Annotated in this window: 19 protein-coding genes; 5 read left to right on the top strand and 14 right to left on the bottom strand. The window is 69.7% G+C overall.

Annotated features, from left to right (window positions below; translation table 11 throughout):
- Positions 1-46: 46 nt before the first annotated feature.
- From qcrB to ctaE, 4 genes are all read right to left on the bottom strand, one after another.
- Entirely contained in the window at positions 47-1,684 is a 1,638-nt protein-coding gene (qcrB, locus tag IPZ69_RS15845) for a cytochrome bc1 complex cytochrome b subunit (RefSeq protein ID WP_235454762.1), read from the bottom strand.
- Complete coding sequence (qcrA, locus tag IPZ69_RS15850; protein ID WP_235454763.1) at positions 1,681-2,739, bottom strand: cytochrome bc1 complex Rieske iron-sulfur subunit; 1,059 nt, start codon at positions 2,737-2,739, stop codon at positions 1,681-1,683. The genes qcrB and qcrA overlap by 4 nt, the downstream gene beginning before the upstream one ends.
- Complete coding sequence (gene qcrC / locus IPZ69_RS15855; protein ID WP_235454764.1) at positions 2,736-3,548, bottom strand: cytochrome bc1 complex diheme cytochrome c subunit; 813 nt, start codon at positions 3,546-3,548, stop codon at positions 2,736-2,738. Before qcrC ends, qcrA begins: the two co-directional genes overlap by 4 nt.
- A gap of 80 nt (positions 3,549-3,628) precedes the next feature.
- Entirely contained in the window at positions 3,629-4,249 is a 621-nt protein-coding gene (gene ctaE, locus IPZ69_RS15860) for an aa3-type cytochrome oxidase subunit III (RefSeq protein ID WP_235454765.1), read from the bottom strand.
- A 190-nt stretch (positions 4,250-4,439) separates the two neighbouring features.
- On the opposite strand from ctaE, the gene IPZ69_RS15865 reads away from it, so the two are divergent.
- On the top strand, positions 4,440-4,841 hold the full coding sequence (locus IPZ69_RS15865; protein WP_235454766.1) for a hypothetical protein: 402 nt from the start codon (positions 4,440-4,442) through the stop codon (positions 4,839-4,841).
- Positions 4,842-5,108: 267 nt separating this feature from the next.
- Here the strand turns inward: IPZ69_RS15865 and IPZ69_RS15870 are convergent, their stop codons facing one another.
- From IPZ69_RS15870 to ctaC, 4 genes are all read right to left on the bottom strand, one after another.
- Positions 5,109-6,371, bottom strand: a complete 1,263-nt coding sequence (locus IPZ69_RS15870) for a L,D-transpeptidase (protein ID WP_235454767.1) — start codon at positions 6,369-6,371, stop codon at positions 5,109-5,111.
- A 175-nt stretch (positions 6,372-6,546) separates the two neighbouring features.
- The gene (locus tag IPZ69_RS15875; RefSeq protein WP_235454768.1) at positions 6,547-6,945 is read right to left on the bottom strand and encodes a cytochrome c oxidase subunit 4; all 399 of its coding nucleotides are present in this window, start codon (positions 6,943-6,945) and stop codon (positions 6,547-6,549) included.
- A complete protein-coding gene (gene ctaD / locus IPZ69_RS15880; protein WP_235454769.1) occupies positions 6,942-8,678 on the bottom strand; it encodes an aa3-type cytochrome oxidase subunit I in 1,737 nt (578 codons plus the stop codon). Before ctaD ends, IPZ69_RS15875 begins: the two co-directional genes overlap by 4 nt.
- On the bottom strand, positions 8,675-9,634 hold the full coding sequence (ctaC, locus tag IPZ69_RS15885; RefSeq protein WP_235454770.1) for an aa3-type cytochrome oxidase subunit II: 960 nt from the start codon (positions 9,632-9,634) through the stop codon (positions 8,675-8,677). Before ctaC ends, ctaD begins: the two co-directional genes overlap by 4 nt.
- A gap of 304 nt (positions 9,635-9,938) precedes the next feature.
- Here ctaC and IPZ69_RS15890 point away from each other — a divergent pair, with 304 nt between their 5' ends.
- Complete coding sequence (locus IPZ69_RS15890; RefSeq protein ID WP_235454771.1) at positions 9,939-11,318, top strand: cysteine desulfurase/sulfurtransferase TusA family protein; 1,380 nt, start codon at positions 9,939-9,941, stop codon at positions 11,316-11,318.
- 1 nt (position 11,319) lies between these two features.
- On the opposite strand, the gene IPZ69_RS15895 is transcribed toward IPZ69_RS15890, so the two are convergent.
- The gene (locus tag IPZ69_RS15895) at positions 11,320-12,294 is read right to left on the bottom strand and encodes a carbohydrate kinase family protein (RefSeq protein ID WP_235454772.1); all 975 of its coding nucleotides are present in this window, start codon (positions 12,292-12,294) and stop codon (positions 11,320-11,322) included.
- A gap of 131 nt (positions 12,295-12,425) precedes the next feature.
- Between IPZ69_RS15895 and IPZ69_RS15900 the strand changes: the two genes are divergently transcribed.
- Together IPZ69_RS15900 and IPZ69_RS15905 are read left to right on the top strand one after the other, a co-directional pair.
- Complete coding sequence (locus tag IPZ69_RS15900; protein WP_235454773.1) at positions 12,426-12,635, top strand: hypothetical protein; 210 nt, start codon at positions 12,426-12,428, stop codon at positions 12,633-12,635.
- A gap of 117 nt (positions 12,636-12,752) precedes the next feature.
- On the top strand, positions 12,753-14,561 hold the full coding sequence (locus IPZ69_RS15905; protein ID WP_235454774.1) for a hypothetical protein: 1,809 nt from the start codon (positions 12,753-12,755) through the stop codon (positions 14,559-14,561).
- A gap of 89 nt (positions 14,562-14,650) precedes the next feature.
- Here IPZ69_RS15905 and erpA read toward each other — a convergent pair whose 3' ends face one another.
- Positions 14,651-15,007 (bottom strand): iron-sulfur cluster insertion protein ErpA, encoded by a 357-nt coding sequence (erpA, locus tag IPZ69_RS15910; protein ID WP_062702780.1) that lies wholly within the window; start codon positions 15,005-15,007, stop codon positions 14,651-14,653.
- A 253-nt stretch (positions 15,008-15,260) separates the two neighbouring features.
- Here erpA and nadA point away from each other — a divergent pair, with 253 nt between their 5' ends.
- Positions 15,261-16,445 carry a quinolinate synthase NadA gene (gene nadA, locus IPZ69_RS15915; RefSeq protein ID WP_235454775.1) on the top strand — a complete coding sequence of 395 codons (1,185 nt, stop codon included), beginning with the start codon at positions 15,261-15,263 and terminating at the stop codon, positions 16,443-16,445.
- An 18-nt stretch (positions 16,446-16,463) separates the two neighbouring features.
- On the opposite strand, the gene IPZ69_RS15920 is transcribed toward nadA, so the two are convergent.
- From IPZ69_RS15920 to IPZ69_RS15935, 4 genes are all read right to left on the bottom strand, one after another.
- Positions 16,464-18,728, bottom strand: a complete 2,265-nt coding sequence (locus tag IPZ69_RS15920) for a protein kinase domain-containing protein (RefSeq protein WP_235454776.1) — start codon at positions 18,726-18,728, stop codon at positions 16,464-16,466.
- 160 nt (positions 18,729-18,888) lie between these two features.
- On the bottom strand, positions 18,889-22,017 hold the full coding sequence (locus IPZ69_RS15925) for an efflux RND transporter permease subunit (RefSeq protein ID WP_235454777.1): 3,129 nt from the start codon (positions 22,015-22,017) through the stop codon (positions 18,889-18,891).
- Positions 22,018-22,175: 158 nt separating this feature from the next.
- Entirely contained in the window at positions 22,176-22,859 is a 684-nt protein-coding gene (locus IPZ69_RS15930; RefSeq protein WP_235454778.1) for a response regulator, read from the bottom strand.
- Positions 22,856-24,139, bottom strand: a complete 1,284-nt coding sequence (locus IPZ69_RS15935) for a sensor histidine kinase (RefSeq protein ID WP_235454779.1) — start codon at positions 24,137-24,139, stop codon at positions 22,856-22,858. The genes IPZ69_RS15930 and IPZ69_RS15935 overlap by 4 nt, the downstream gene beginning before the upstream one ends.
- Between the last annotated feature and the right edge of the window lie 25 nt (positions 24,140-24,164).

The following is a 24,164-nucleotide window of genomic DNA, read 5'->3' on the forward strand; positions in this document are numbered from 1 at the left end:
CCGAACACCGGACGGGGCCCCTGCCGTGGCGTGGCGTGCGCAGCGATCAGTGGTGGCCGTGGCCGCTCGTGATCTCCTTGTACTCCTCGACAGTGGGCTTCGGGATCTGGGAGTCCTCGCCGTAGAGCGCGTCGCTGAGCTTGGCGCGCAGCTTCTGCGTGCCCGCCACCTTGCGCTCGACACCGTTCTCGTCGACCAGCGGGCCGATCTCGGCCGGCTCGTACTGGTGGTGAGCCGTGAGGGTGTGCAGCTGCTCCTGGCTCAGCGGCTCGTGGACCTCGATGAACTCACCGTGCGGCAGGCGCTTGATGATGCCGGTCTCGCGACCGTGCAGCACCTTGTCCCGGTCCCGGCGCTGCAGGCCGAGGCAGATCCGCTTGGTGATGAGGAACGCGAGGACCGGTCCGACGAACACGAAGATCCGGACGAACCAGGTGACCGCGTTGATCGACAGGTGGAAGTGCGTGGCCCACAGGTCGTTGCCGCCGCCGATCAGCAGCGTCAGGTACACCGTCATCCAGGCGACACCGAGGCCGGTGCGCGTCGGGGCGTTGCGCGGGCGGTCCAGGATGTGGTGCTCGCTCTTGTCGCCGGTGACCCAGGACTCGATGAACGGGTAGACCGCGATCGCGACCAGGACCAGCGGGAAGATCACCAGCGGGATGAACACGCCCAGGACGAGCGTGTGACCCCAGAAGTTGATCTCCCAGCCCGGCATGAAGCGGATCAGCCCCTCGGAGAAGCCCATGTACCAGTCGGGCTGGGCGCCGGTGGACACCTGGTCCGGACGGTAGGGGCCCATGGCCCAGATCGGGTTGATCTGCGCGATCGCGGAGATGGCCGCGATGACACCGAAGACCAGGAAGAAGAAGCCACCGGCCTTGGCCGCGTACACCGGCAGCAGCGGCATGCCGACGACGTTCTTCTCGGACTTTCCGGGACCCGCGAACTGCGTGTGCTTGTGGTAGATGACCAGGATCAGGTGGCCCACCACCAAGCCGAGCATGATGCCCGGCAGCAGCAGGATGTGGATCGAGTAGAACCGGGCGACGAAGTCGTGGCCGGGGAACTGACCGCCGAAGAGGAAGAACGACAGGTACGTGCCGACGATCGGCACGGACAGGACCGCGCCCTCCATGAAGCGGACACCGGTGCCGGAGAGCAGGTCGTCCGGGAGCGAGTAACCGGTGAAGCCGGTGAACATGCCCAGGACGAACAGCAGGAAGCCGAACAGCCAGTTGATCTCACGCGGCTTGCGGAACGCGCCGGTGAAGAACACGCGCATCATGTGCACGAACATGCCGGCGAGGAAGATCAGCGCGGCCCAGTGGTGGATCTGCCGGACGAGCAGACCACCGCGCACGTCGAAGGAGATGTGCAGGGTCGAGCTGAACGCCTCGGACATCAGCTGTCCCTGCAGCGGGACGTAGCTGCCGTGGTACTCCACCTCGTTCATCGACGGGTGGAAGAACAGCGTCAGGTACACACCCGTGAGGATGATGATGAGGAAGCTGTACAGGCACACTTCGCCCAACATGAACGACCAGTGGTCGGGGAAGATCTTGCGCATGTTGGACTTGGCCAGGGCGTAGATCCCGAGTCGGCCGTCGGCCCAGTCGGCGACGCGCTCGCCGGCCGGAGCCTTCCCGCGGCTGCGGGTCTCTTCGTTCGCTGCAGTACTCATCCGCGCTCCCAGAAAGCAGGACCGACGGGCTCTTCGAAGTCGCCGAGCGCCTCGAGGTAGCCCTCGTCGTTCACGCCGATGCGGAGCTGCGGCAGGGCGTGACCGGCGGGACCGAAGATCACTCGGGCACCGTCGGAGAGGTCGAAGGTGGACTGGTGGCAGGGGCACAGCACGTGGTGCGTCTGCTGCTCGTACAGCGAGATCGGGCAACCGACGTGGGTGCAGATCTTCGAGTACGCCACGATGCCCTCGTGCGACCACTCGAGCTCGCGCTTGTCCTTGATGTTGTCCGGCTGGAGCCGGACGATCATCAGGGCCGCCTTGGCGATCTCGGTCTGGAACTCCTCGTCGGTCTCCTCCAGGCCCTCGGGCTTGGCGAAGGTCAGCGAGCCGACGGCGACGTCCTCGGGACGCAGCGGCTCGTTGGTGTTCATGTTGACGAGCAGCTTGCCCTTGGACCACAGCGTGTGGCGGAGCGAGGTCCCGGGCAGCGGGCCGAGGTCGCGCAGCAGCACGACGCCGGCGAGCGGCACCAGCGTGAGCGCACCGAACATCGTGGTGCGGATCAGACCGCGACGGCCGATCGCGGATTCCTTGGCGCCCTGCTTGAAGTCCGCGATGACCTTCGCGCGGACGTCGGCCGGGGCCGCGATCGGGTGACGCTCGTCGGTGATCTCCACGTCGGACATCAGGGTGCGGGCCCAGTGGACCGCGCCCGCGCCGATGCAGAACAGCGCCGTGCCGAGGGTCAGCCCCAGCGCGAAGTTCAGCGCGCTGAGGTGGCCGATCGGGAAGACGAAGATCGACTTGTCGGACGGGATCGCCACGTACGCGGCGATGAAGGCGACGGTGGCCAGCATCGACACCGTGAACAGCAGGGCGACGACGCGCTCGGACCGCTTGGCGGCCCGCTCGTCGGTGTCCTGGATCCGGTGCTCGTGCGGCGGGAGGCCCGGGTTGGCGAAGGGGTTCTTCTCGTCCGCGACGCCTACCGCGCCGTGCGCGGCTTCCTGCTCAGCGGGCAGGTTCTCATCTGGAATGTCTTGGCTACTCATGACTTCTTGGCCTTTGCGGTCCGAGCGGCGACCCAGACGGCGACCGCGATCAGCGCACCGAGGCCGAAGATCCAGGCGAACAGACCCTCGGTGACCGGCCCGAGGCCGCCCAGCTCGAGACCGCCGGGGTTCTCCGTCCCGCTGCCGTCGACCGCGTTCAGGTACGCGATGATGTCCTTCTTGTTCTTCTCCGTCATGGTGGTGTCGGGGAAGGACGGCATGTTCTGCGGGCCCGTCTGCATGGCCTCGTAGATGTGCTTCGGGTCGACACCCTCAAGGGTCGGAGCGTACTTGCCGTCGGTCAGCGCGCCACCCTTGCCGGTGAAGTTGTGGCACTGCGCGCAGTTGGTGCGGAACAGCTCGCCGCCCGCGGCGATGTCCGCACCCTCCGGGCCGTACTGCTCCTTCGTCGGCACCTCGGGACCGGCACCCAGCGAGGCGATGTACGCCGCGAGCATGTCGATCTGGGGCTGGGTGTAGGTGGGCTTCTTGCGCGGGACCTGGGCACCCTGGGAGGAGGCGGCGGGCATACGGCCGGTGCCGACCTGGAAGTCGACGGCCGCGGCGCCCACGCCGACCAGGCTCGGCCCGTCGGAGGAGCCCTGGCCACCGGTGCCGTGGCAGCTGGCGCAGCCGACCTCGTAGAGCTTCTTGCCCTGTTCGATGGTCAGGGACTGGGCGGTTTCATCTGCCTGCGCCTTGCTCGCGGGCGCGAACGCGGAGTACAGCCCCCCCGTGGCCGCCAGCGCGAGGAGTAGGACGACGACCGCCGCCAACGGATGGCGTCGTCGTGCGGAGAGCTTTTTCACGGATTACCCCGGTGTCAGGATCTTCTGCGTCGATGCTTCTGGGAAGTGCGTTTCTGGAACGCACGCGGGATCGGGCCCGGCTACTTGATCATGTAGATCGTGGCGAAGAGGCCGATCCAGACGACATCGACGAAGTGCCAGTAGTAGGACACGACGATGGCCGCGGTCGCCTGCTCGTGGGTGAACCTCTTCGCCGCGTAGGTGCGGCCGAGGACGAACAGGAAGGCGATGAGGCCGCCCGTCACGTGCATGCCGTGGAAACCGGTGGTCAGGTAGAACACCGAGCCGTACGGGTCGGAGGAGAGCGAGAGCCCGTCCTTCTTCACCAGCTCGGTGTACTCGTAGATCTGACCGCCGATGAAGATCGCACCCATGATGAAGGTGACGATGAACCAGGCCCGGAGCTTCTTCACGTCGCCGCGCTCGGCCGCGAACACGCCCATCTGGCAGGTGAAGGAGGAGAGCACCAGGACCGTGGTGTTCGTCGCCGAGAAGGGGAAGTTCAAGGCCTCGGCCATGTGCTTCCAGTGCTCGGGACCGGTCACCGATCGCAGGGTGAAGTACATCGCGAAGAGGGCCGCGAAGAACATCAGCTCGGAACTCAGCCAGATGATGGTTCCGACGCTGGTGAGGTTCGGCCGGTTGACCGACGGGTGCGCGTGCCCGGTATCTACTGTCGTTGCTGTCGCCACGACCGACATTATGTCGGTCGCTTATCCCGCCCTCACTCCGGGGGGTGCCGTTCGGAGTGTCCGTACCGTGTGTACTGCCCGGATGGCCCATCAAGGGGTCCTTCGAAGTCGTGTCCGAGCCAGTGTTGACAAGGTGTCGGAAGGGGTAGCATCCGCCGCATCGGTCCTGTCCGTACGACGCTGACGTCCCGGAGGAACAATGCAGCCGACCGCCACGGTGCTGGTCTACAGCGACGACTCCAACACCCGCGAACAAGTCCGGCTCGCCACAGGCCGGCGGCCGGCTCCGGACGTCCCCGTGGTGGAGTTCGTGGAGTGCGCGACGCCCCAGGCGGTGCTGGCCGAACTGGACAAGGGCGGGATCGACGTCTGCGTGCTCGACGGCGAGGCCGTGCCCATGGGCGGCATGGGGGTGTGCCGGCAGATCAAGGACGAGGTCTTCAACTGCCCGCCGGTGCTCCTGCTGATCGGACGCCCGCAGGACGCCTGGCTCGCCACGTGGAGCCGCGCGGACGGGGCTGTGACGCTGCCCGTGGAGCCCGTGGAGTTCGCGGAGGCCCTGGCCGCCCTGCTGCGCCGACAGAGGCTGCTGAGCGCCTAGGTCCTGTCGTCAAACTCACGTCGTCCGCCCGCAGGGCGGGCCTTGCGGCGTCAGGTGCGTGCTCTCGGCGTGCCGGCTCCTGGCCCTCGTACTGGATGTACTTGGGTCAGGGGCCGGTGCGGTGAGAGTGCGTGCATGGCGTCGCGAGGCAGGCGGGAGTTTGACGACAGGGCCTAGCGGAGCGGGGTGCGGGGGGGTGTTGGACGCCCCGCACCCCAGGATGCCTCTCGTGGCCGTGCGGCCGCCTCTCACGGCCGTCCGGACGGGTCACACGGCCGTCGGCCGGAGCCGGTCCGCCTCCTCCGGCCTCGGGCTGTCCTTCTTACCCTGGACCAGGGCGCTGCCCGTGCGCCACTTCGCCCAGGCGACGTTCCAGTCGCCGAAGCCGTTGCCGAACGGCTCCATCACGTGGCCGTTGGAGTTGATGACCTGGACCAGGTCGCCCGGGTGGAAGGTGTTGAAGAACCATTCGGCGTTGGTGTTGTTCATGCCGGTGCAGCCGTGGCTGACGTTCTCGTAGCCCTGTGAGCCGACGGACCAGGGCGCGGCGTGCACGTACTCGCCGGACCAGGTGACCCGGGTCGCGTAGTAGACCGGCAGATCGTACGAGTCGGGGTCGCCCTCGGAGATGCCGACCGTGGTGCCGCGCATGCGTACGAAGTACTGCTTCTCCAGTACGACCTTGACACCGTTGCGGGTCTCGTAGCCGGCCTTGCCGGTGGTGATGGGGATCTGGTTGATCTCCTGGCCGTTCTTGTACACCTTCATCTGGTGCGTGGCGGCGTCCGTGACGGCGAGCAGTTTGTCCCCGGTGGTGATCCGCAGGGGTTTGGCCTTGCCACCCCACAGGCGGTCGGCGACCCGGATGCCCTCCAGGTTGCTGTGCACCTGGATGGTGGCGTGCGCGGGCCAGTAGTCCTTGGGGCGGAAGTGCAGCTGCTTGTCGCTCACCCAGTACCAGGAGCCGGCCACCGCGGGCGTGGAATCCACCCTGAGGGCGCCTTCGACCACGGCACGCTGGGCCTTGTCCTTGACCGGCTGGTTGAGGTCGGCCGTGATGGGCTGCCCGACGCCGTACTGGCCCGCCTTCGGCCCGAAGGTGACGTCCAGGGTCTTGCGGCTGGTGGGCGCGCTGGTGTCGAAGGTGATGACCTTGCGGCCGGGTGCGCCGTCGTCGTCCTCCGTGCTGACCCGCACCGTGTAGTGGGCGTTGGCGGCGAGCGGGGCGGTGCTGTGCCAGCGGCTGCCGTCGGCGTCGAGTTCGCCCGCCACGTAGCGGCCCGTGGCGTCCGTGGCCGTGACGTCCGTGATGCGCCCGTCACCGCTCTCGGAGGTGATCTCCAGGGGTTTGTCCGGGTCGGCCTTCTTCCCCGCCTGGGTGGGGGTGTTGAAGGAGATCTGGTCCGCCGCGTCGTACGGCTTCGCGGACAGCGGGTCGCCGTCCGCGCTGCAGGCGGTGACGGCCGCGCCGAGGGCGGTCACCAGCAGCGTGCAGCCGACGACGGTGCGGGTGCGCGGAGAGGTGCTCATGACCTCACGCTAGGAAGGTTCGCGAGCCGGGGCGCGGTGGGTGAGGCGGACGAGGGAACGGCCGCACCCGAAGGGCGCCCAGAGCGTCGTACGGGCCCCGCCGGAGCCCTCCGGGAAAGGCGGAAGCCCGGACTCCCCGAGGGGGTGTCCGGGCTTCCGAAGCGCTCGGCGCGTGCTACTGGGTGCGGTTCTCACCGTGGTAGTACTCGAAGACCCAGCCGAACAGGCCGACCAGGATGATCGGTGCCGAGAAGTACAGCAGCCACCAGCCGACCGCCACACCGAGGAAGGCCAGCGCGCCACCGATGCCGAGGGCGAGCGGCTGCCAGCTGTGCGGGCTGAAGAAGCCCAGCTCGCCCGCGTCGTCCGCGACGTCGGCCTCCTTGTTGTCCTGAGCACCCGCGTCGACCCGCCGGGCGGTGAAGCCCAGGTAGAAGCCGACCATGATGCACAGGCCGAACGCCAGGAAGAGCGCCGTGGTACCGGCCGGCTCCTTCGACCACACGCCGTACACGATCGCGATGGCGAGGACGAAGACGCTCAGCCACATGAACATCCGGCCCTGGATCTTCACTTGCCGGCCTCCTTGTTGCCCGCGATGGCGCTGGTGCCGTGACCGGCGAACTCCAGCTGCTCCATGGCGGCGATCTCCGGGTGGTGCAGGTCGAACGCCGGGGATTCACTGCGGATCCGCGGCAGGGTGAGGAAGTTGTGCCGCGGCGGCGGGCAGGACGTCGCCCATTCGAGCGAACGGCCGTAGCCCCACGGGTCGTCGACCTCGACCTTCTTGCCGTACTTGGCCGTCTTCCACACGTTGTAGAGGAACGGCAGGATCGACAGGCCGAGCAGGAACGAGCTGATCGTCGAGATCGTGTTCAGGGTGGTGAATCCGTCGGCCGCGAGGTAGTCGGCGTAACGGCGCGGCATGCCCTCCGCACCCAGCCAGTGCTGGACCAGGAAGGTGCCGTGGAAGCCGACGAACAGCGTCCAGAAGGTGATCTTGCCGAGGCGCTCGTCGAGCATCTTGCCCGTCATCTTCGGCCACCAGAAGTGGAAGCCGGAGAACATCGCGAAGACGACCGTACCGAAGACCACGTAGTGGAAGTGCGCCACCACGAAGTACGAGTCGGAGACGTGGAAGTCCATCGGCGGCGAGGCCAGGATGACACCGGTCAGACCACCGAACGTGAAGGTGATCAGGAAGCCGGTGGCCCACAGCATGGGCGTCTCGAACGAGAGCGAGCCCTTCCACATGGTGCCGATCCAGTTGAAGAACTTCACACCGGTCGGGACCGCGATCAGGAAGGTCATGAAGGAGAAGAACGGCAGCAGCACACCGCCGGTGACGTACATGTGGTGGGCCCACACGGTCACGGACAGACCGGCGATCGAGATGGTCGCGGCGATCAGACCCATGTAGCCGAACATCGGCTTGCGGGAGAAGACCGGGATGACCTCGGAGATGATGCCGAAGAACGGCAGCGCGATGATGTACACCTCTGGGTGTCCGAAGAACCAGAAGAGGTGTTGCCACAGCAGTGCTCCGCCATTTGCCGCGTCGAACACATGGGCGCCGAATTTACGGTCCGCCTCCAGGGCGAACAGCGCGGCGGCCAGGACCGGGAAGGCGAGCAGGACCAGGACGGCGGTCAGCAGCACGTTCCACACGAAGATCGGCATCCGGAACATGGTCATGCCCGGGGCACGCATGCAGATGATCGTGGTGATGAAGTTGACCGCACCGAGGATGGTGCCGAAGCCGGAGAAGGCCAGACCCATGATCCACATGTCGGCGCCGATGCCCGGCGAGCGGACCGCGTCCGACAGCGGGGAGTAGGCGAACCAGCCGAAGTCGGCCGCGCCGTCCGGGGTGAGGAAGCCACCGACCGCGATCGTCGAGCCGAACAGGTAGAGCCAGTAGGCGAACATGTTCAGCCGCGGGAACGCGACGTCGGGGGCGCCGATCTGGAGCGGCATGATCCAGTTCGTGAAGCCGGCGAACAGCGGCGTCGCGAACATCAGCAGCATGATCGTGCCGTGCATCGTGAACGCCTGGTTGAACTGCTCGTTCGACATGATCTGCAGGCCCGGACGGGCCAGCTCGGCGCGCATGAGCAGCGCCATGACGCCGCCGATCAGGAAGAACGCGAACGACGTGACGAGGTACAGCGTTCCGATCGTCTTGTGGTCGGTGGTCGTCAGCCACTTCACCACGACATTGCCGGGCTGCTTGCGCCTGACCGGCAGCTCGTTCTCATACGAGTCTTCGGCTGCCCCGGCACCCTGGGGTTCGTTGAGGATGCTCACAGGTTGTTCGTCTCCCGGTTCTTCTCGTGCGGCGTCTGCGCGATGCCGGCGGGAATGTAACCGGTCTGCCCCTTCTTGGCGAGGTCCTTGAGGTGCTGCTCGTAACGCTCGGGCGAGACGACCTTCACGTTGAACAGCATCCGGGAGTGGTCGACGCCGCAGAGTTCGGCGCACTTGCCCATGAAGGTGCCCTCGTGGTTCGGGATCACCTGGAAGGCGTTGGTGTGGCCCGGGATGACGTCCTGCTTCATCAGGAAGGGCACCACCCAGAAGGAGTGGATGACGTCACGCGAGGTGAGGACGAAGCGAACCGTCTTGCCCTCGGGGAGCCAGAGCGTCGGGCCGGGGTTGCCGGTCTGCGGGTTCCTCGTGCCCGGCGTGCCCACGTCGTAGACACCGCCGGCGTTCGCCGGGAATTCCTTCTTGAACCGGTCCGGAATGGCGAGCAGTTCCGGAGACGTCTTGGCGTTGCCGGTGGAACCGGGGACGTCCGCGATGTAGTTGAAGCCCCAGCTCCACTGGAAGCCGACCACGTTGACCGTGACGTCGGGCTTCTTGGAGAGATCCAGGAGCTTCGTCTCGTCCCGGGCCGTGAAGTAGAACAGGACCGAGATGATGATGATCGGGACCACCGTGTACAGAGCCTCGATCGGCATGTTGTACCGGGTCTGCGGAGGTACCTCGATCTTGGTGCGGCTGCGCCGGTGGAACATGGCGCTCCACAGGATCAGGCCCCACACCAGCACGCCGACGGCGAGCGCGGCAGCCCAGGAGCCCTGCCACAGGGAGAGGATCCGCGGAGCCTCTTCCGTGACCGGGGTGGGCATACCAAGGCGGGGGAAGTCCTTGTATGTGCAACCGGTAGCGGTCGCCAGGACCAGGCCCGCGGTCAATGCCTGCAGCAGCTTCCGCCGCATCGGGCGCCGCGGCGAGCGGTCGGAGCCGTTGGGACTCACGTAGCGCCTTCCCGAGAGTCTCGCCCGCGCGGTCGGCTGCGGCCTTCTCGCTGGTCGGTCGCCGCCCTGCGTCGGGCAGGGGTTTGGATGTTTATGCGGACCAAACCCTAGCCGACGCCCTCGGGGGGTTCGCGGGGAGGGTGCCATACGCGCTACGGGTCACCCGAAAGCGCCTAGTAGCTCGGGGGTTCGGGTGGTTTGGCGGGTGCGGGATCGCCGTGGTTGCCCGCGTCCACGCGGCCCAGCCGCACCTGAGCACGGTCCCGCACCCCTGCCTGACCTGCGGAAGCTTTAACGTTGCTGTATGTCCTACTTCGACTCCGCCTCCAGCGCTCCCCTTCATCCTGTGGCCCGTCAGGCGTTGTTGGCCTCCCTGGACGAGGGGTGGGCCGACCCGTCCCGGCTGTACCGGGAAGGGCGGCGGGCGCGGTTGCTGCTGGACGCCGCGCGGGAGGCGGCCGCGGAGGCCGTGGGGTGCCGGACCGATGAGCTGGTGTTCACCTCGTCCGGTACGCGTGCCGTGCACAGCGGGGTCGCGGGGGCGTTGGCTGGGCGGCGGCGGGTCGGGCGTCACCTGATCGTGTCAGCGGTCGAACACTCCTCAGTGCTCCATTCGGCTGAGGTGTGGGAGGCGGACGGCGGGACGGTGACCCGGGTGCCGGTGCTGCGGACGGGGGCGGTGACCGCGGCGTCGTACGCCGACGCCCTGCGCGCGGACACCGCGCTGGCGTGCCTGCAGTCGGCCAACCACGAGGTGGGCACCGCGCAGCCGGTGGCGGAGGTGGCCGAGGTGTGCCGGGCGGCCGGGGTGCCGCTGCTGGTGGACGCGGCCCAGTCGCTGGGCTGGGGACGGGTGGAGGGCGACTGGTCGCTGCTGACGGCGAGCGCCCACAAGTGGGGCGGGCCGTCCGGGGTCGGGCTGCTCGTGGTGCGCAAGGGGGTGCGGTTCGCGGCCCAAGGGCCCATGGACGAAAGGGAGTCGGGGCGGGCGGCCGGGTTCGAGAACCTCCCGGCGATCGTCGCGGCCGCGGCCTCGCTGCGGGCGGTACGGGCCGAGGCGGCCCAGGAGGCGGTGCGGCTGCGGCAACTGACGGAGCGGATCCGGGCGCGGGTACCGGAGTTGGTGCCGGACGTCGAGGTGGTCGGCGATCCGGAGCGGCGGGTGCCCGGGATCGTCACGTTCTCCTGTCTCTATGTCGACGGGGAGACCGTGCTGCACGAGTTGGACCGGGAGGGTTTCTCCGTCTCGTCCGGATCGTCCTGTACGAGCAGCACGCTGACGCCGAGCCATGTGCTGAGGGCGATGGGGGTGCTGAGCGAGGGGAACGTCCGGGTGTCGCTGCCGCCGGGGACGGCGCGGGAGGACGTGGAGCGGTTCCTGGCTGTGCTGCCGGGCGTGGTGGCGGGGGTGCGGGAGAAGCTGGGCGCCCCGGCGCCGGCGACCACGGCCCCCGAGGCCGACGTGCTGGTCGTGGACGCCCTCGGCAAGCGGTGCCCGATCCCGGTCATCGAGCTGGCGAAGGTCATCGGGGACGTACCGGTGGGCGGCACGGTACGGGTACTGGCGGACGACGAGGCCGCGCGGCTGGACATCCCCGCGTGGTGCGAGATGCGGGGCCAGGAGTATGTCGGCGAGGAGCCGGCGGACCACGGCTCGGCCTATGTGGTCCGCCGGGTGTCCTGAGCTAGGCGAGGTGCCGCTTGACCTCGGCGGCGGCGTCGTGGCCGTACGCCTTGGTGAAGCGGTCCATGAAGTGGGCGCGGCGCAGCTGGTACTCCTGGGTGCCGACCGTCTCGATGACGAGGGTGGCGAGCATGCAGCCGACCTGGGCGGCGCGCTCCTGGGAGACGCCCCAGGTGAGGCCGGACAGGAAGCCGGCGCGGAAGGCGTCGCCGACGCCGGTGGGGTCGGCCTTGCGCTCCTCCTCGGGGCAGCCGACCTCGATCGGGTCCTCGCCGGCCCGCTCGATGCGGACGCCGCGCGAGCCGAGGGTGGTGACGCGGTGGCCGACCTTGCCGAGGATCTCCTCGTCGGTCCAGCCGGTCTTGGACTCGATCAGGCCCTTCTCGTACTCGTTGGAGAAGAGGTACGTCGCGCCGTCCAGCAGTATCCGGATCTCTTCGCCGTCCATACGGGCGATCTGCTGGGAGAAGTCGGCGGCGAACGGGATGTTCCGGGAGCGGCACTCCTCGGTGTGGCGGAGCATGCCCTCCGGGTCGTCGGCGCCGATGAGGACCAGGTCGAGGCCGCCGACGCGGTCGGCGACGGTCTTCAGCTCGATGAGCCGGGCCTCGCTCATGGCACCGGTGTAGAAGGAGCCGATCTGGTTGTGGTCGGCGTCGGTGGTGCACACGAAGCGAGCGGTGTGCAGGGTCTCGGAGATACGGACCGAGTCGGTGTCGACACCGTGCCGGTCGAGCCAGGCACGGTAGTCGTCGAAGTCGAAGCCCGCGGCTCCGACCAGGATCGGCTTCGAGCCGAGCTGCCCCATGCCGAACGCGATGTTCGCGCCGACGCCTCCCCGGCGTACGTCCAGATTGTCGACCAGGAAGGAGAGCGAGACCGTGTGCAGCTGGTCCGCGACGAACTGGTCCGCGAATCGGCCGGGGAAGGTCATGAGGTGGTCGGTGGCGATGGAGCCGGTGACTGCGATGCGCACGGCGTGGACGCTCCTGAGGGGAGGTGGATTGACAGTTCACGCTACCGGGTTCAGGCAAGGGTCTGAAGCTGGCAAAACTACCCGATAGTAGATCTTTCTTCGCGCGCCTCGGCGTGCTTACGGTGGCGCCTATGACGAACCTGAAGGTCTCTGCCCCCGCTCCGGCCGACCCCGACGGCGACCTCGCGTCGCTGCGCGGTGACTGTGCCCGGATGGCCCCCCACTGGGCGGTTCCCCCTCACGTCCATTCCCGCCCGGTGTCGCCGTCACTCATCCACGGGGTGTCCGTTCCGGCCAAGTCGGCGCGGCTCCTGGACGCGATGTCCGACTACGGGGACTGAGACTGCGCCGGTCGGCTGAACCGGCGCCCGATCAGGGAACCGTGCGCTCCCCCGGTGCGTCCCATCGCCGTCCCCCGAGAAGGGGATGCGCGATACGACCCCACAAGGAGCGATGCGGTGAACACCGAGCGACCCGACCACGACGACGACGCGGGCGCCGTGGCCGGCGCCGAGGTTGAGGGTGAGGCCTCTGTTGCCGCTGAGGCCTCTGCCGACGGCAAGGCCTCTGCCAAGGCTGAGATCCCTCTTGACGGTGAGGCCTCTGGCGAGGCCGAGACGCCTGTCGATGGCGAGGCCTCCGGCGAGGCTGAGGCCTCTGTTGACGGTGAGGCCTCTGCTGATGCCGAGACGCCGCCTCTTGCCCCTGAGCCCTCTGCTGAGGCCGAGGCACCTGTTGCGGCCGACGCGCCGGTCGTGCAGACCGGGGTCGTCGCGGCCGACGGGGACGTCGACGGTGACGGCGGTGAGCGGTCCGGGCGGCGGAAGTCTCCGCTGGTCGCCGCCTCCGTCGCGGCCGCCGTACTGCTGGTCGGCATCGGCGGGACGTACCTGGCCGCCCACGCGAGCGGCGACTCCCGCGGCGGTACGGGATCGTCGGCGCCCGGCGGGGACGGGACTCCCCCGCCGCTCGCGCTCGACGGTGTCTCCGAGGGCGGTACGGAGGGCATCGCGCCCGGTGAGCCCAATCCGTACGGCGTGCGCTACGCGGTCGGCGGCTCGCTGCCGGACGGCCCCGGCTCGGCGGCCGTGTACCGGGCGCAGGGCCAGGTCACCCGGGACGAGGTGGCCCGGCTGGCCAAGGCGCTCGGGATCGACGGGACGCCGGTGGCCGAGGGGCAGACCTGGCGGGTCGGCCGGGACGCCATGGGGCCGAGCCTGCGGGTGAACAAGGAGGCGCCCGGCTCCTGGACCTTCAGCCGGTACGCGCCGGGCACCGACAACTGCAAGGGCACCCTCGTCTGCGCGCAGGACCCGGCCGCCCCGGCGGACGACCCGGTGACCGTGACGGCCGCGAAGAAGGCGGCGGCGCCGATCCTGAAGGCGCTGGGCCAGGACGACGCGAAGGTGGACGCGAACCAGGTCATGGGCGCCCAGCGGGTGGTGAACGCCGACCCGGTGGTGGGCGGACTTCCCACGTACGGCTGGACGACGGGGCTGACCGTCGACAAGCAGGGCGAGGTGATCGGCGGCAACGGGCTGCTGAAGTCGCCGGCCAAGAGCGACACGTACCCCGTCCTGAGCGCGCGCAAGACGCTGGACCTGATGAACGCGGCGCCGCACACCGACGACCGCATGGGCATCGGCGGCTGCGCCAGCCCCGTACCGATGAAGGACCGTCTTGAGCAGCCGTGCGGCTCCTCGACGACGGCGCCGAAGCAGGACACGGCCGCGGTGACGGTCGAGCACGCGGTGTTCGGGCTGGCCTCGCACTCGGTGGACGGGCGGCAGGCGCTGGTGCCGTCCTGGCTGTTCGAGGTGCGGGGCAAGGACGCGCGGGGCACCTTCACGGTGACGCATCCGGCGATCGACCCGAAGTACCTGGCGCCGGCGTCGGCACCGTCCACGGCGCCGTCCGCGGCCCCGACCTCGCCGGGCGACCGGCCGACCGCGACCGAGGCGCCGACCGCACGGAACGTCAAGGTGGACGGCTACACGTCCGACGACAGGGAACTGACCGTGAGCTTCATGGGCGGGGTGTGCGCCGACTACAAGGCGTCCGCGGAGGAGAGCGCGGGCGAGGTGACGGTCAGGGTGACGGAGACGCCGTGGCCGGACAAGGTCTGCATCCTGATCGCCAAGCAGTACGCGCAGACCGTGCGGCTGGACCAGCCGCTCGGCACCCGGAAGGTCGTCGGCACGGACGGCTCGGCCGTCCCGCTCACCAAGCCGGGAGCCCGACTGCCCGCACCGCCCTCGGCCCGCTAAGGCCCGGGCTCTTCGGGCGGATCACGAAAGCACGAAGGCGGCGGCCCTGTCGGAGGGGGCCGCCGCCTTCGCGGTGTTCAGGGTGCGACTCAGCTGAAGGAGTCGCCGCAGGCGCAGGAGCCGGTCGCGTTCGGGTTGTCGATCGTGAAGCCCTGCTTCTCGATCGTGTCCACGAAGTCGACGGTGGCGCCGCCCAGGTACGGGGCGCTCATGCGGTCGGTGACGACCTTGACCCCGCCGAAGTCCTTCACGACGTCGCCGTCGAGGGAACGCTCGTCGAAGAACAGCTGGTAGCGCAGGCCGGAGCAGCCGCCGGGCTGGACGGCGACGCGCAGCGCGAGGTCGTCACGGCCTTCCTGGTCGAGCAGGGCCTTGACCTTGGACGCGGCGGCGTCGGTCAGAACGATGCCGTCGGTGACGGTGCTGGTCTCGTCCGATACGGACATCTACATCTCTCCCGGGTTGTACGGAGACTGCTTGCCGACGAGTGCAACCGTCGGGCCCGCGGATTCATTCCGGGCCGAGCACTTGCGTCCTCTTCCTCCTCATGCTCGCACATACGCGGTGGAGCGGACAGTGAGCGACGGTCGGGTCCGCCGGGATTCACGTCACATAGACGCTATGACCATCGTCAAAGTGACGTGAAGCAGGTTATGATAGATAGCGTCAGTTAGACGAAAAGAAGAAAGGGTGCGTGTCGTGACCACCGCCCAGACCCCGGAGCTCGACGTCCAGCCGACTCCTCTCGCCCTGCTGCTCCTCGGCCGTGAGGCCGACCCGAAGAGCGAGCGCGGCGTCGAATGCCCCGGCGACCTGCCCTCGCCGTCCGACCCCGACCTGGTCGAGCGCGCCCGCGCGGCCAAGGCGAAGCTCGGCGACAAGGTGTTCGTGCTCGGCCACCACTACCAGCGCGACGAGGTCATCCAGTTCGCGGACGTCACGGGCGACTCCTTCAAGCTGGCGCGCGACGCGGCGGCCCGCCCGGAGGCCGAGTACATCGTGTTCTGCGGTGTGCACTTCATGGCCGAGTCGGCCGACATCCTGACGACCGACGACCAGAAGGTCGTGCTGCCCGACCTCGCCGCCGGCTGCTCCATGGCCGACATGGCCACCGCCGAGCAGGTCGCGGAGTGCTGGGACGTGCTGACGGAGGCCGGCATAGCCGACCAGGTCGTGCCCGTCTCGTACATGAACTCGTCCGCGGACATCAAGGCGTTCACGGGCAGGCACGGCGGCACGATCTGCACCTCGTCGAACGCGAAGCGGGCCCTTGAGTGGGCCTTCGAGCAGGGCGACAAGGTGCTGTTCCTGCCGGACCAGCACCTCGGCCGCAACACCGCCGTCCGCGACATGGGCATGTCCCTCGACGACTGCGTGGTCTACAACCCGCACAAGCCGAACGGCGGGCTGACCGCGGACGAGCTGCGCGCGGCCAAGATGATCCTGTGGCGCGGCCACTGCTCGGTCCACGGCCGCTTCAGCCTGGACTCCGTGAACGACGTGCGCGCCCGGATCCCCGGCGTGAACGTGCTGGTCCACCCCGAGTGCAAGCACGAGGTCGTGGCCGCCGCCGACCACGTCGGCTCGACGGAGTACATCATCAAGGCCCTGGAGGCCGCCCCGGCCGGCTCCAAGTGGGCCATCGGCACGGAGCTGAACCTGGTCCGCCGCCTGGCGAACCGTTTCGCGCCCGAGGGCAAGGAGATCGTCTTCCTCGACAAGACGGTCTGCTTCTGCTCCACCATGAACCGCATCGACCTCCCCCACCTGGTCTGGGCCCTGGAGTCCCTCGCCGAGGGCAACCTGGTCAACCGCATCGAGGTGGACCGGGAGACGGAGAAGTTCGCGAAGCTGGCCCTGGAACGGATGCTGGCCCTGCCGTAAGCCACGTCCCGACACCGGTCACCCCGCCGCCACCGGATTCCTGGTGGGGTGACCGGGGTCCAGGGCGAAGACCGTGCCGTCGGGGGTATCGACGACCAGCGTGCCCTTGTCGACGAGCACATCGGCCAGGTCCCAGCCCGCACCCGTCACCCGCTCGGCGCGCGGCGGCGATTCCCACAGGACCGTGCCCCGGCGGGCGTCGAGGGCGGCGACCCGGCCGGCGGCGCTGGACAGGTAGAGCGTATGGGTCCGGTCGTCGAGGACCGGCCGGCCCGGCTGCTGCAGCGTCGTCCGGATACGCCACACCTGCTTGCCGGTGCCGGGAGACACCGCGGTCACCTCGCCGCTGGACCTGGCGAGGAACAACATGCCGCCCTCGACCGTGGGCTGTCCATGCAGCTTCTGCGCCGGTTCGACCTCCTGCCGCTTACCGGTGTCCGGGTCCAGCAGCAGGATGCGGGCGTACGCCATGTTGTCGGGGCCGTTGTCGGACTCGCCTTCGTCCCACTGCAGGCACACCAGCCGCCGGGCGACGGTGCCCTTGCAGCTGCTCCCCGCCGGTGTCGTCAGCCGCCGTGTCGAACCGTCGCCCGGGTCGATGACGAGGAAGTCGGTGTCGGCCGCCCTGCTCGTCAGCGCGTCGCATTGCGCGTACAGCCCCTCCCCGAACGTGACCAGCCCGCAGGAGCGGTTCGCCGGGAGGGGTGCCGTCCAGCGTGTCCTGCCGGTGCGCGGAGCGCGGGCGGTCACCGACCGGCCGTCGGCGCCGGGCGTCAGGACCAGGTCGCCGGTGAAGGCGATCTCGGTGCCACCGTCGTTCACCGTGCGGGTCCACAGCTGCTTGCCCGTCCCGATGTCGAAGGCCGTGACGCGGGTGAGCTCGACCTGCGGTGACTCGGCCGGGGCACTCTGGGTCACCAGCACCGCGCCGTCCCGTACGCCGAGAACCCGGGACGTGTACTGCTCGGTGGCGCCGATGGCGGGTCGGGGCACGGCACGCCAGAGCGTCTTCCCCGTCCGCGCGTCCAGACGCACCGGCAGAACGCCCTCGCCCCCGCAGTAGACGGCGCCCGCGCTCACCTCGCAGGACAGGCCGCCCCCTCCGGTCGCCCGGCGACTCATGTCCAGCGCCTGCGCGGCGCCGACCGGGGCGCGCTCGCGCACCGTCGTCTGCCAGGGTCGCCAGCCGGCGGGCGGCGGCCCCCACCGGGAGACCGCGGACGCCGAGGGGCTCACCCGCCCCGTCCCGGCCGCGTCGTCCGCCGCGTCACCCGGAAGCCCGGGCCCGAGAACGAAGTAGGCCGTGAGGCCGAGGGCCACGGCACCGACGGTGCCCGTCGCGGCCAGCAGTGAACGCGAGCGCCGCCGACGTACGGGGGACATGACCGCCCGCTCCGCGAGGGCGCCGTAGTGCTGCGACTCCTCGTCGAGGGCGGGGCGGCACAGGGTCACGGTGGGCAGGTCGCCCGGCGCCGGTTCGGGCAGGGCGTCCGCGAACTCCCTTGCCAGCTCGTCGAGTTCCGGCCGCGCGGCCGGGTCCTTGGCCAGGCACCGGACGAGGATCCCGAGCAGGGGCCGGCCCACACCGTCCAGGACCGGCTCCTCGCTGATCACCCGATACGCCGTCAGATAGGGGCTTTCCTCGTCGAACGGGCCACGCCCGGTCACGGCGTACACCAGCAGCGCCGCGAGCGAGAAGACATCCGAGGCCGGGCCGACCGAGCGGGCGTCGGTGAGCTGCTCCGGGGACATGAAAGGCGGAGTGCCGATCATGTGCCCGGTCTCGGTCAGTGTCTGGTTCTCCGTCGCGCGGGAGATGCCGAAGTCGATGACGCGCGGGCCGTCCTCGGCCATCAGCACGTTCGCCGGTTTCAGGTCCCGATGCACGACGCCGACGCGATGGATGTCGCGCAGGGCCTCCACCAGGCCCAGGGCGAGCGGCCGCAGCGCGGCGCTCCGCAGCGGGCCGGACACCCGGATCCGGTCGGCGAGCGAGGGCCCGGGCACGTACTGCGTCGCCATCCAGGGCCGGTCGGCCTCCGGGTCGGCGTCCACGACCGGCGCGGTGAAGGCACCGCTCACCTTGCGGACGGCCGCGATCTCCTGCCGGAAGCGAGTGCGGAAAACGGCGTCCTGGGCGTACTGGGCGTGGACCACCTTGACGGCGACCTCACGGCCCGAGCGCGCCCTGCCCCGGTAGACGACCCCCATGCCCCCGGCGCCCAGCCGGTCGACGAGTCGGTAGCCGCCGACCGACCGCGGATCGTCCTTGTGCAGTGTCACCGCTTCAAATCCCTTCCCCCGTCGGGCAGTTCGCGGCCACAGGATACGAAAAGACCCGGGCGCGGAGACAACCGTCCGCGGGCATGCGCAACGGCCGGGTCCGAACTCTCAGTTCGGACCCGGCCGTTGTGGCTTACGAGGTCGTGCGCCTCTTACGGGGTCACACGCCCGCCGGCTCCGGCTCGTCCGTGGCCGGGGTCGGGTCGGTGGGCAGGCCCGCCTTCTTCGCTCGCTTCGCCGCCCGCTTCTTCGCCCGGCGTTCCTTGCGGAGCTCCAGCATCGCGTAGAGCGTGGGCACCAGGAGGAGGGTCAGCAGGGTGGAGGTGATCAGACCGCCGATCACGACCACCGCGAGGGGCTGGGCGATGAAGCCGCCCTCGCCAGTGACGCCCAGGGCCATCGGCAGCAGGGCGAAGATCGTCGCCAGGGCCGTCATCAGGATCGGGCGGAGCCGGTGGCGGCCGCCCTCGATCACGGCCTCGACCACACCGTGACCCTGTCGACGGTACTGGTTGATCAGGTCGATCAGGACGATCGCGTTCGTCACCACGATGCCGATCAGCATCAGCATGCCGATCATGGCGGGCACGCCCATCGGGGTGCCGGTGGCGATCAGCAGACCGATCGCTCCCGTGGCCGCGAAGGGTATCGACACCAGCAGGATCAGCGGCTGGACCAGCGAGCGGAACGTCGCGACCAGGAGCATGAAGACGATCGCGATCGCGGCGAGCATCGCCAGGCCCAGGTTCTTGAACGCGTCGTCCTGGTCCGAGCTGACGCCGCCGATCTCCGCCGTGGCGCCGGCCGGCAGCTTCAGGGCCTTGATCTTGGACTGGAGCTTCGTGCTCACCGCGCCCGTGTTCTCACCCGTCGGCTTCGCCGTGATCGTGGCCGCGCGCCGCCCGTCGATACGGGTCATCGACACCGGGCCGTCGACCAGCTCGACCGTGGCGATGTCGCCGAGCTTCACCGCGCCCAGGCACAGATCGCGCAGCTGCGCCAGCGTCTTGGCGGGCTTGGCCGACCGGATCACGATGTCGCGCTCGGTGTCGTCCAGGATCGCCTTGCCGGCCGTGGTGCCCCGTACCGCCTGGGCCACCGCGCCGCCCAGCGTCTGGTCGTCGAAGCCCGCGGCGGCCGCCGTGGAGTTCGCCTTCACCGAGATGCGCGGCACGCTCTGCGACAGATCGCTCGACACGTTCGTGACGTGGTCCAGGCTCGCGACGACGGACCGGACGTCCTCCGACGCCGTACGCAGGACTTCGGGGTCCGACGCCTTCACGACGACCCGCAGGTCCTGGTTGCCGAAGCCGTCACCGGCCGACACCGTGGTCGTGCCGATGCCCTTGAGCTCCTTGAGGCCGTCCTCGATGCGGGTCTGCACGTCGTCGGACGACGCGGAGTCCTCCAGCATCACCTGGTACGAGGCCTGGTTGGTGTCCGTACCGCCGCCGAAGGCCGCCATGAAGCCGGACGAGCCGACGGTGACCTGGTAGTCCTTGACGCCCTTCACTCCGGCGAGCAGCTTCTCCACCTTGCGCGCCTGGGCGTCCGTGGCCGCCAGGCTCGTACCGGGCTTGAGCTCCTGCTTGACGGTGAGCACTTCCTGGTCGCCCTGGTCGAAGAAGTTCGTCTTCAGGAGCGGGGCCATGCCGAAGGTGCCGATCAGGACCACCACCGCGATCAGCACGCTGGTCAGCCGGCGGCGGGTCGCGAAGCGCAGGACGGGGACGTAGAAGCGCTGCAGGCGGCTCCTCGCCTCCTTCTCCTCGGCCGCGCGTCGGGCCTCGGCCGCGTCCTCGGGGGTGCCCTTCGGGGCGCGCAGGAACCAGAACGACAGCACCGGTACGACCGTCAGCGACACCAGCAGGGACGCCAGCAGCGCCGCCGTCACCGTGAGGCTGAACGAGCCGAACAGCGCGCCCACCATGCCGCCGACCAGGCCGATCGGGAGGAACACGGCGACCGTGGTGAGCGTCGAGGACGTCACCGCACCGGCCACCTCGCGGACCGCGTCGATGATCGCGGACTGGCGCTCCTCGCCGTAGCCGAGGTGCCGCTTGATGTTCTCCAGGACCACGATCGAGTCGTCGACGACCCGGCCGATGGCGATCGTCAGCGCGCCCAGCGTCAGCATGTTCAGGGACAGGTCGCGCGTCCACAGCACGATCAGGGCCAGCACGACCGACAGCGGGATGCTCACCGCGGTCACCAGGGTCGAGCGGATCGAGGCCAGGAACACCAGGATGACGAGGACCGCGAAGAGCAGGCCGAGCGCGCCCTCGGTGGTCAGGCCCTTGATGGCCTTGGAGACCGCCGGGCCCTGGTCGCTGACGACGGTGAGCGTCGCGCCCGAGCCGAGGTCCTGGCGCAGCTTCGGCAGCTTGTCCTTGACCGCGTCGGAGATCGCGACCGCGCTGCCGTCGTGGTCCATGGTGACGTTCACGGCGAGGCTCGGGCGGCCGTCGGTGCGGGTGATCGAGTCGGCCGTGGCCTGCTGCGCCTCGACCGTGGCGACCGAGCCGAGACGCACCGGCTTCTTCACGCCCTGGCCGGTGACCATCAGGTCCTTTATCTGCCGCAGCGAGGTGAAGCCGCCGCCGACCTGGACGGTGCGGTTGGCGCCGTCCTCGTCGAAGGAGCCGGCCGGGACGGTCGCGCCGCCCGCCTGCAGCGCCTGGCCGAGGGCGGCGGAGGTGAGACCCGCGCGGGCCAGCTTCGCGTTGTCCGGGGTGACGGTGACCTGGAGGTCCCGCACGCCCATGACCTGGACGCGGCCGACGCCGTCGATGTCCTTCAGCTCCGGTACGACCGTCGTGTCGAGCTGGTCGGCGAGGGCCTGCTGGTCCTTGCCGGAGGTGACGGCGAGGACCACGGTCGGCATGTCGTCCGTGGAGCCGGAGACGACCTGCGGGTCGACGCCGTCCGGGAGCTGGGCGCGGGCCCGGTTGACGGCCTGCTGGACGTCCGTGACGAGCCGCTTGGTGTCGTTGCCGTAGTCGAAGGACGCCATGATCACGGCGTTGCCCTCACTGGCCGTGGAGGTGACGCCGGTGATGCCGTCGACGCCCTCCAGGTTGTCCTCGATGGGCTCGACGACCTGCTTCTCGACGACGTCGGGGGACGCACCCTGGTACGGCGCGAGGACCGACACCATGGGCAGTTCGATGGTGGGCAGGAGCTGCTGCTTGATCTGGGGTATCGCGATCGCACCGAAGGCGAGCGCGACGACGGACATCAGTCCGATCAAGGCCCGCTGCGCGAGGCTGAATCTGGACAGCCAGGACATGGGTCAGGGTCTCTTTTCAGTGAACATCCGTGAGCGGCGGAGGGGCACTGGTGAGCGCCCACCCCACACCCTGAACCATGTGCGGACGCGAATCCGTAGGCCCCAGGTCCCGTTCCTTGTCCGGCGCCTACTCCGGTCGCAGTACACGCGGGTGGAGGTCAGTCCATCCTCGGACGTACCAGCCCGGACTCGTAGGCGATCACCACGAGCTGCGCGCGGTCCCGTGCGCCCAGCTTGGCCATGGCCCGGTTGACGTGCGTCTTCACGGTCAGCGGGCTGACCTCCAGGCGCTCGGCGATCTCGTCGTTGGACTGCCCGCCGGCGACCTGGACGAGGACCTCGCGCTCCCGGACGGTGAGGGCGTCGAGCCGGTCGGCGCGGGCCGGGTCGCGGCCGTCGTCCGCGCCGTCGCCCTGGGCCAGGAAGCGGGCGATCAGGCCCTTGGTGGCGGTCGGGGAGAGCAGGGCCTCGCCGCCCGCGGCGAGCCGGATCGCGTTCAGCAGCTCCTCGGGCTCGGAGCCCTTGCCGAGGAAGCCGGAGGCACCGGCACGCAGTGCCTGCACCACGTAGTCGTCGACCTCGAAGGTCGTCAGGATGACCACGCGGACGTGCCCGAGGGCGGGGTCGGCGCTGATCTGCCGGGTGGCGGCGAGGCCGTCGGTGCCGGGCATCCGGATGTCCATGAGGACGACGTCGGCCTGCGTCTCCTTGGTCAGCAGGACCGCCTCCGCGCCGTCGGAGGCCTCGCCGACGACCTCCATGTCCGGCTCCGAGTCGACCAGCACACGAAAGGCGCTGCGCAGCAGTGCCTGGTCGTCGGCGAGCAGGACGCGGATCGTCATGCGGGCTCCCCCGTGGCGGTGGCGGTCTTGATCGGCAGGATCGCATGGACCCGGAAGCCGCCGCCGTACCGGGGGCCGGTGGTGAGGGTGCCGCGCAGGGCGGTGACCCGCTCCCGCATGCCGAGCAGCCCGTGGCCGCCGCCGGCCTCGGGGGCGCCGTCCTCCCCCGGGTCGTCGCCCGGGGAGCCGACGGCCGTCGAGCCGCCGCCCGCCGCGCCGGATCCGCCCCCTCCCGAGCCGTCGTCGAGGACGGTGACCTCGATGTTCGGGCCCACGCGTACGACGCTGACCTCGGCCCTCGCGGCGGGGCCCGCGTGCTTGCGCACGTTGGTGAGGGCCTCCTGGATGATCCGGTAGGCGGCCAGGTCGACGGCGGCGGGGAGCGTGGTGCCCTGGTCGGCGCGGGCGACCTCGACCCGCAGGCCGGCGTTGCGGAAGGTGCCGGCGAGGTCGTCGAGGCGGCTGAGGCCGGGCGCGGGTTCGGTGGGGGCCTCGGGGTCGCCGGTCTGGCGGAGCAGGCCGACGGTGGCGCGCAGTTCGTTGAGCGCGGAGCGGCTGGCCTCGCGGACGTGCGCGAGGGCCTCCTTGGCCTGGTCCGGGCGTTTGTCCATCACATGGGCGGCGACTCCCGCCTGGACGTTGACCAGCGCGATGTGGTGGGCGACGACGTCGTGCAGGTCGCGGGCGATGCGCAGCCGCTCCTCGGCGACGCGGCGGCGGGCCTCCTCCTCCCGGGTGCGCTCGGCCCGCTCGGCCCGCTCCCGGATGGCCTTGACGAACGCGCGACGGCTGCGCACCGCGTCGCCGGCGGTGGCGCCGATGCCGGTCCAGGCGAAGATGGCGAGGTTCTCCTGCGCGTACCAGGGAAGCGGGCCGGCGAGCATGGCCGCGCCGGTCAGCACGGTCATGGTGAGCAGGCCGACGCGCCAGGTGGTGGTCCGGTCGGTGGTCGAGGCGACGGTGTAGAGGGCGACGACGGCGGACATCGCGACCGGGGCCCGGGGGTCGCCGGTGACGCTCTCGACGAGGGAGACCGTGCCGGTGACGGCGAGGACCGTCTTGGGGGCGATGCGCCGGAACACCAGGGCCACGCCACCGATGGTGATGAGGAGCAGGCTGAGCAGGTCCGGGGTGCGCACGCCCCAGGTCACGCCGTTGCCGCCGTGGGAGTCCGCGAAGGATCCGACGACCATGCACACGAGGACGCCGGCCGCGAGAGCCGCGTCCAGGGCCAGGGGATGTGCTTTCAGGCGGCACCTGGCGCGCTCAAGGGTGCTCACGAAGGGAACAGTACGTGTCCGGGAC

Origin of the sequence: Streptomyces olivochromogenes (assembly GCF_021538895.1) — a bacterium.
GTDB classification, from domain to species: Bacteria; Actinomycetota; Actinomycetes; order Streptomycetales; family Streptomycetaceae; genus Streptomyces; species Streptomyces olivochromogenes_A.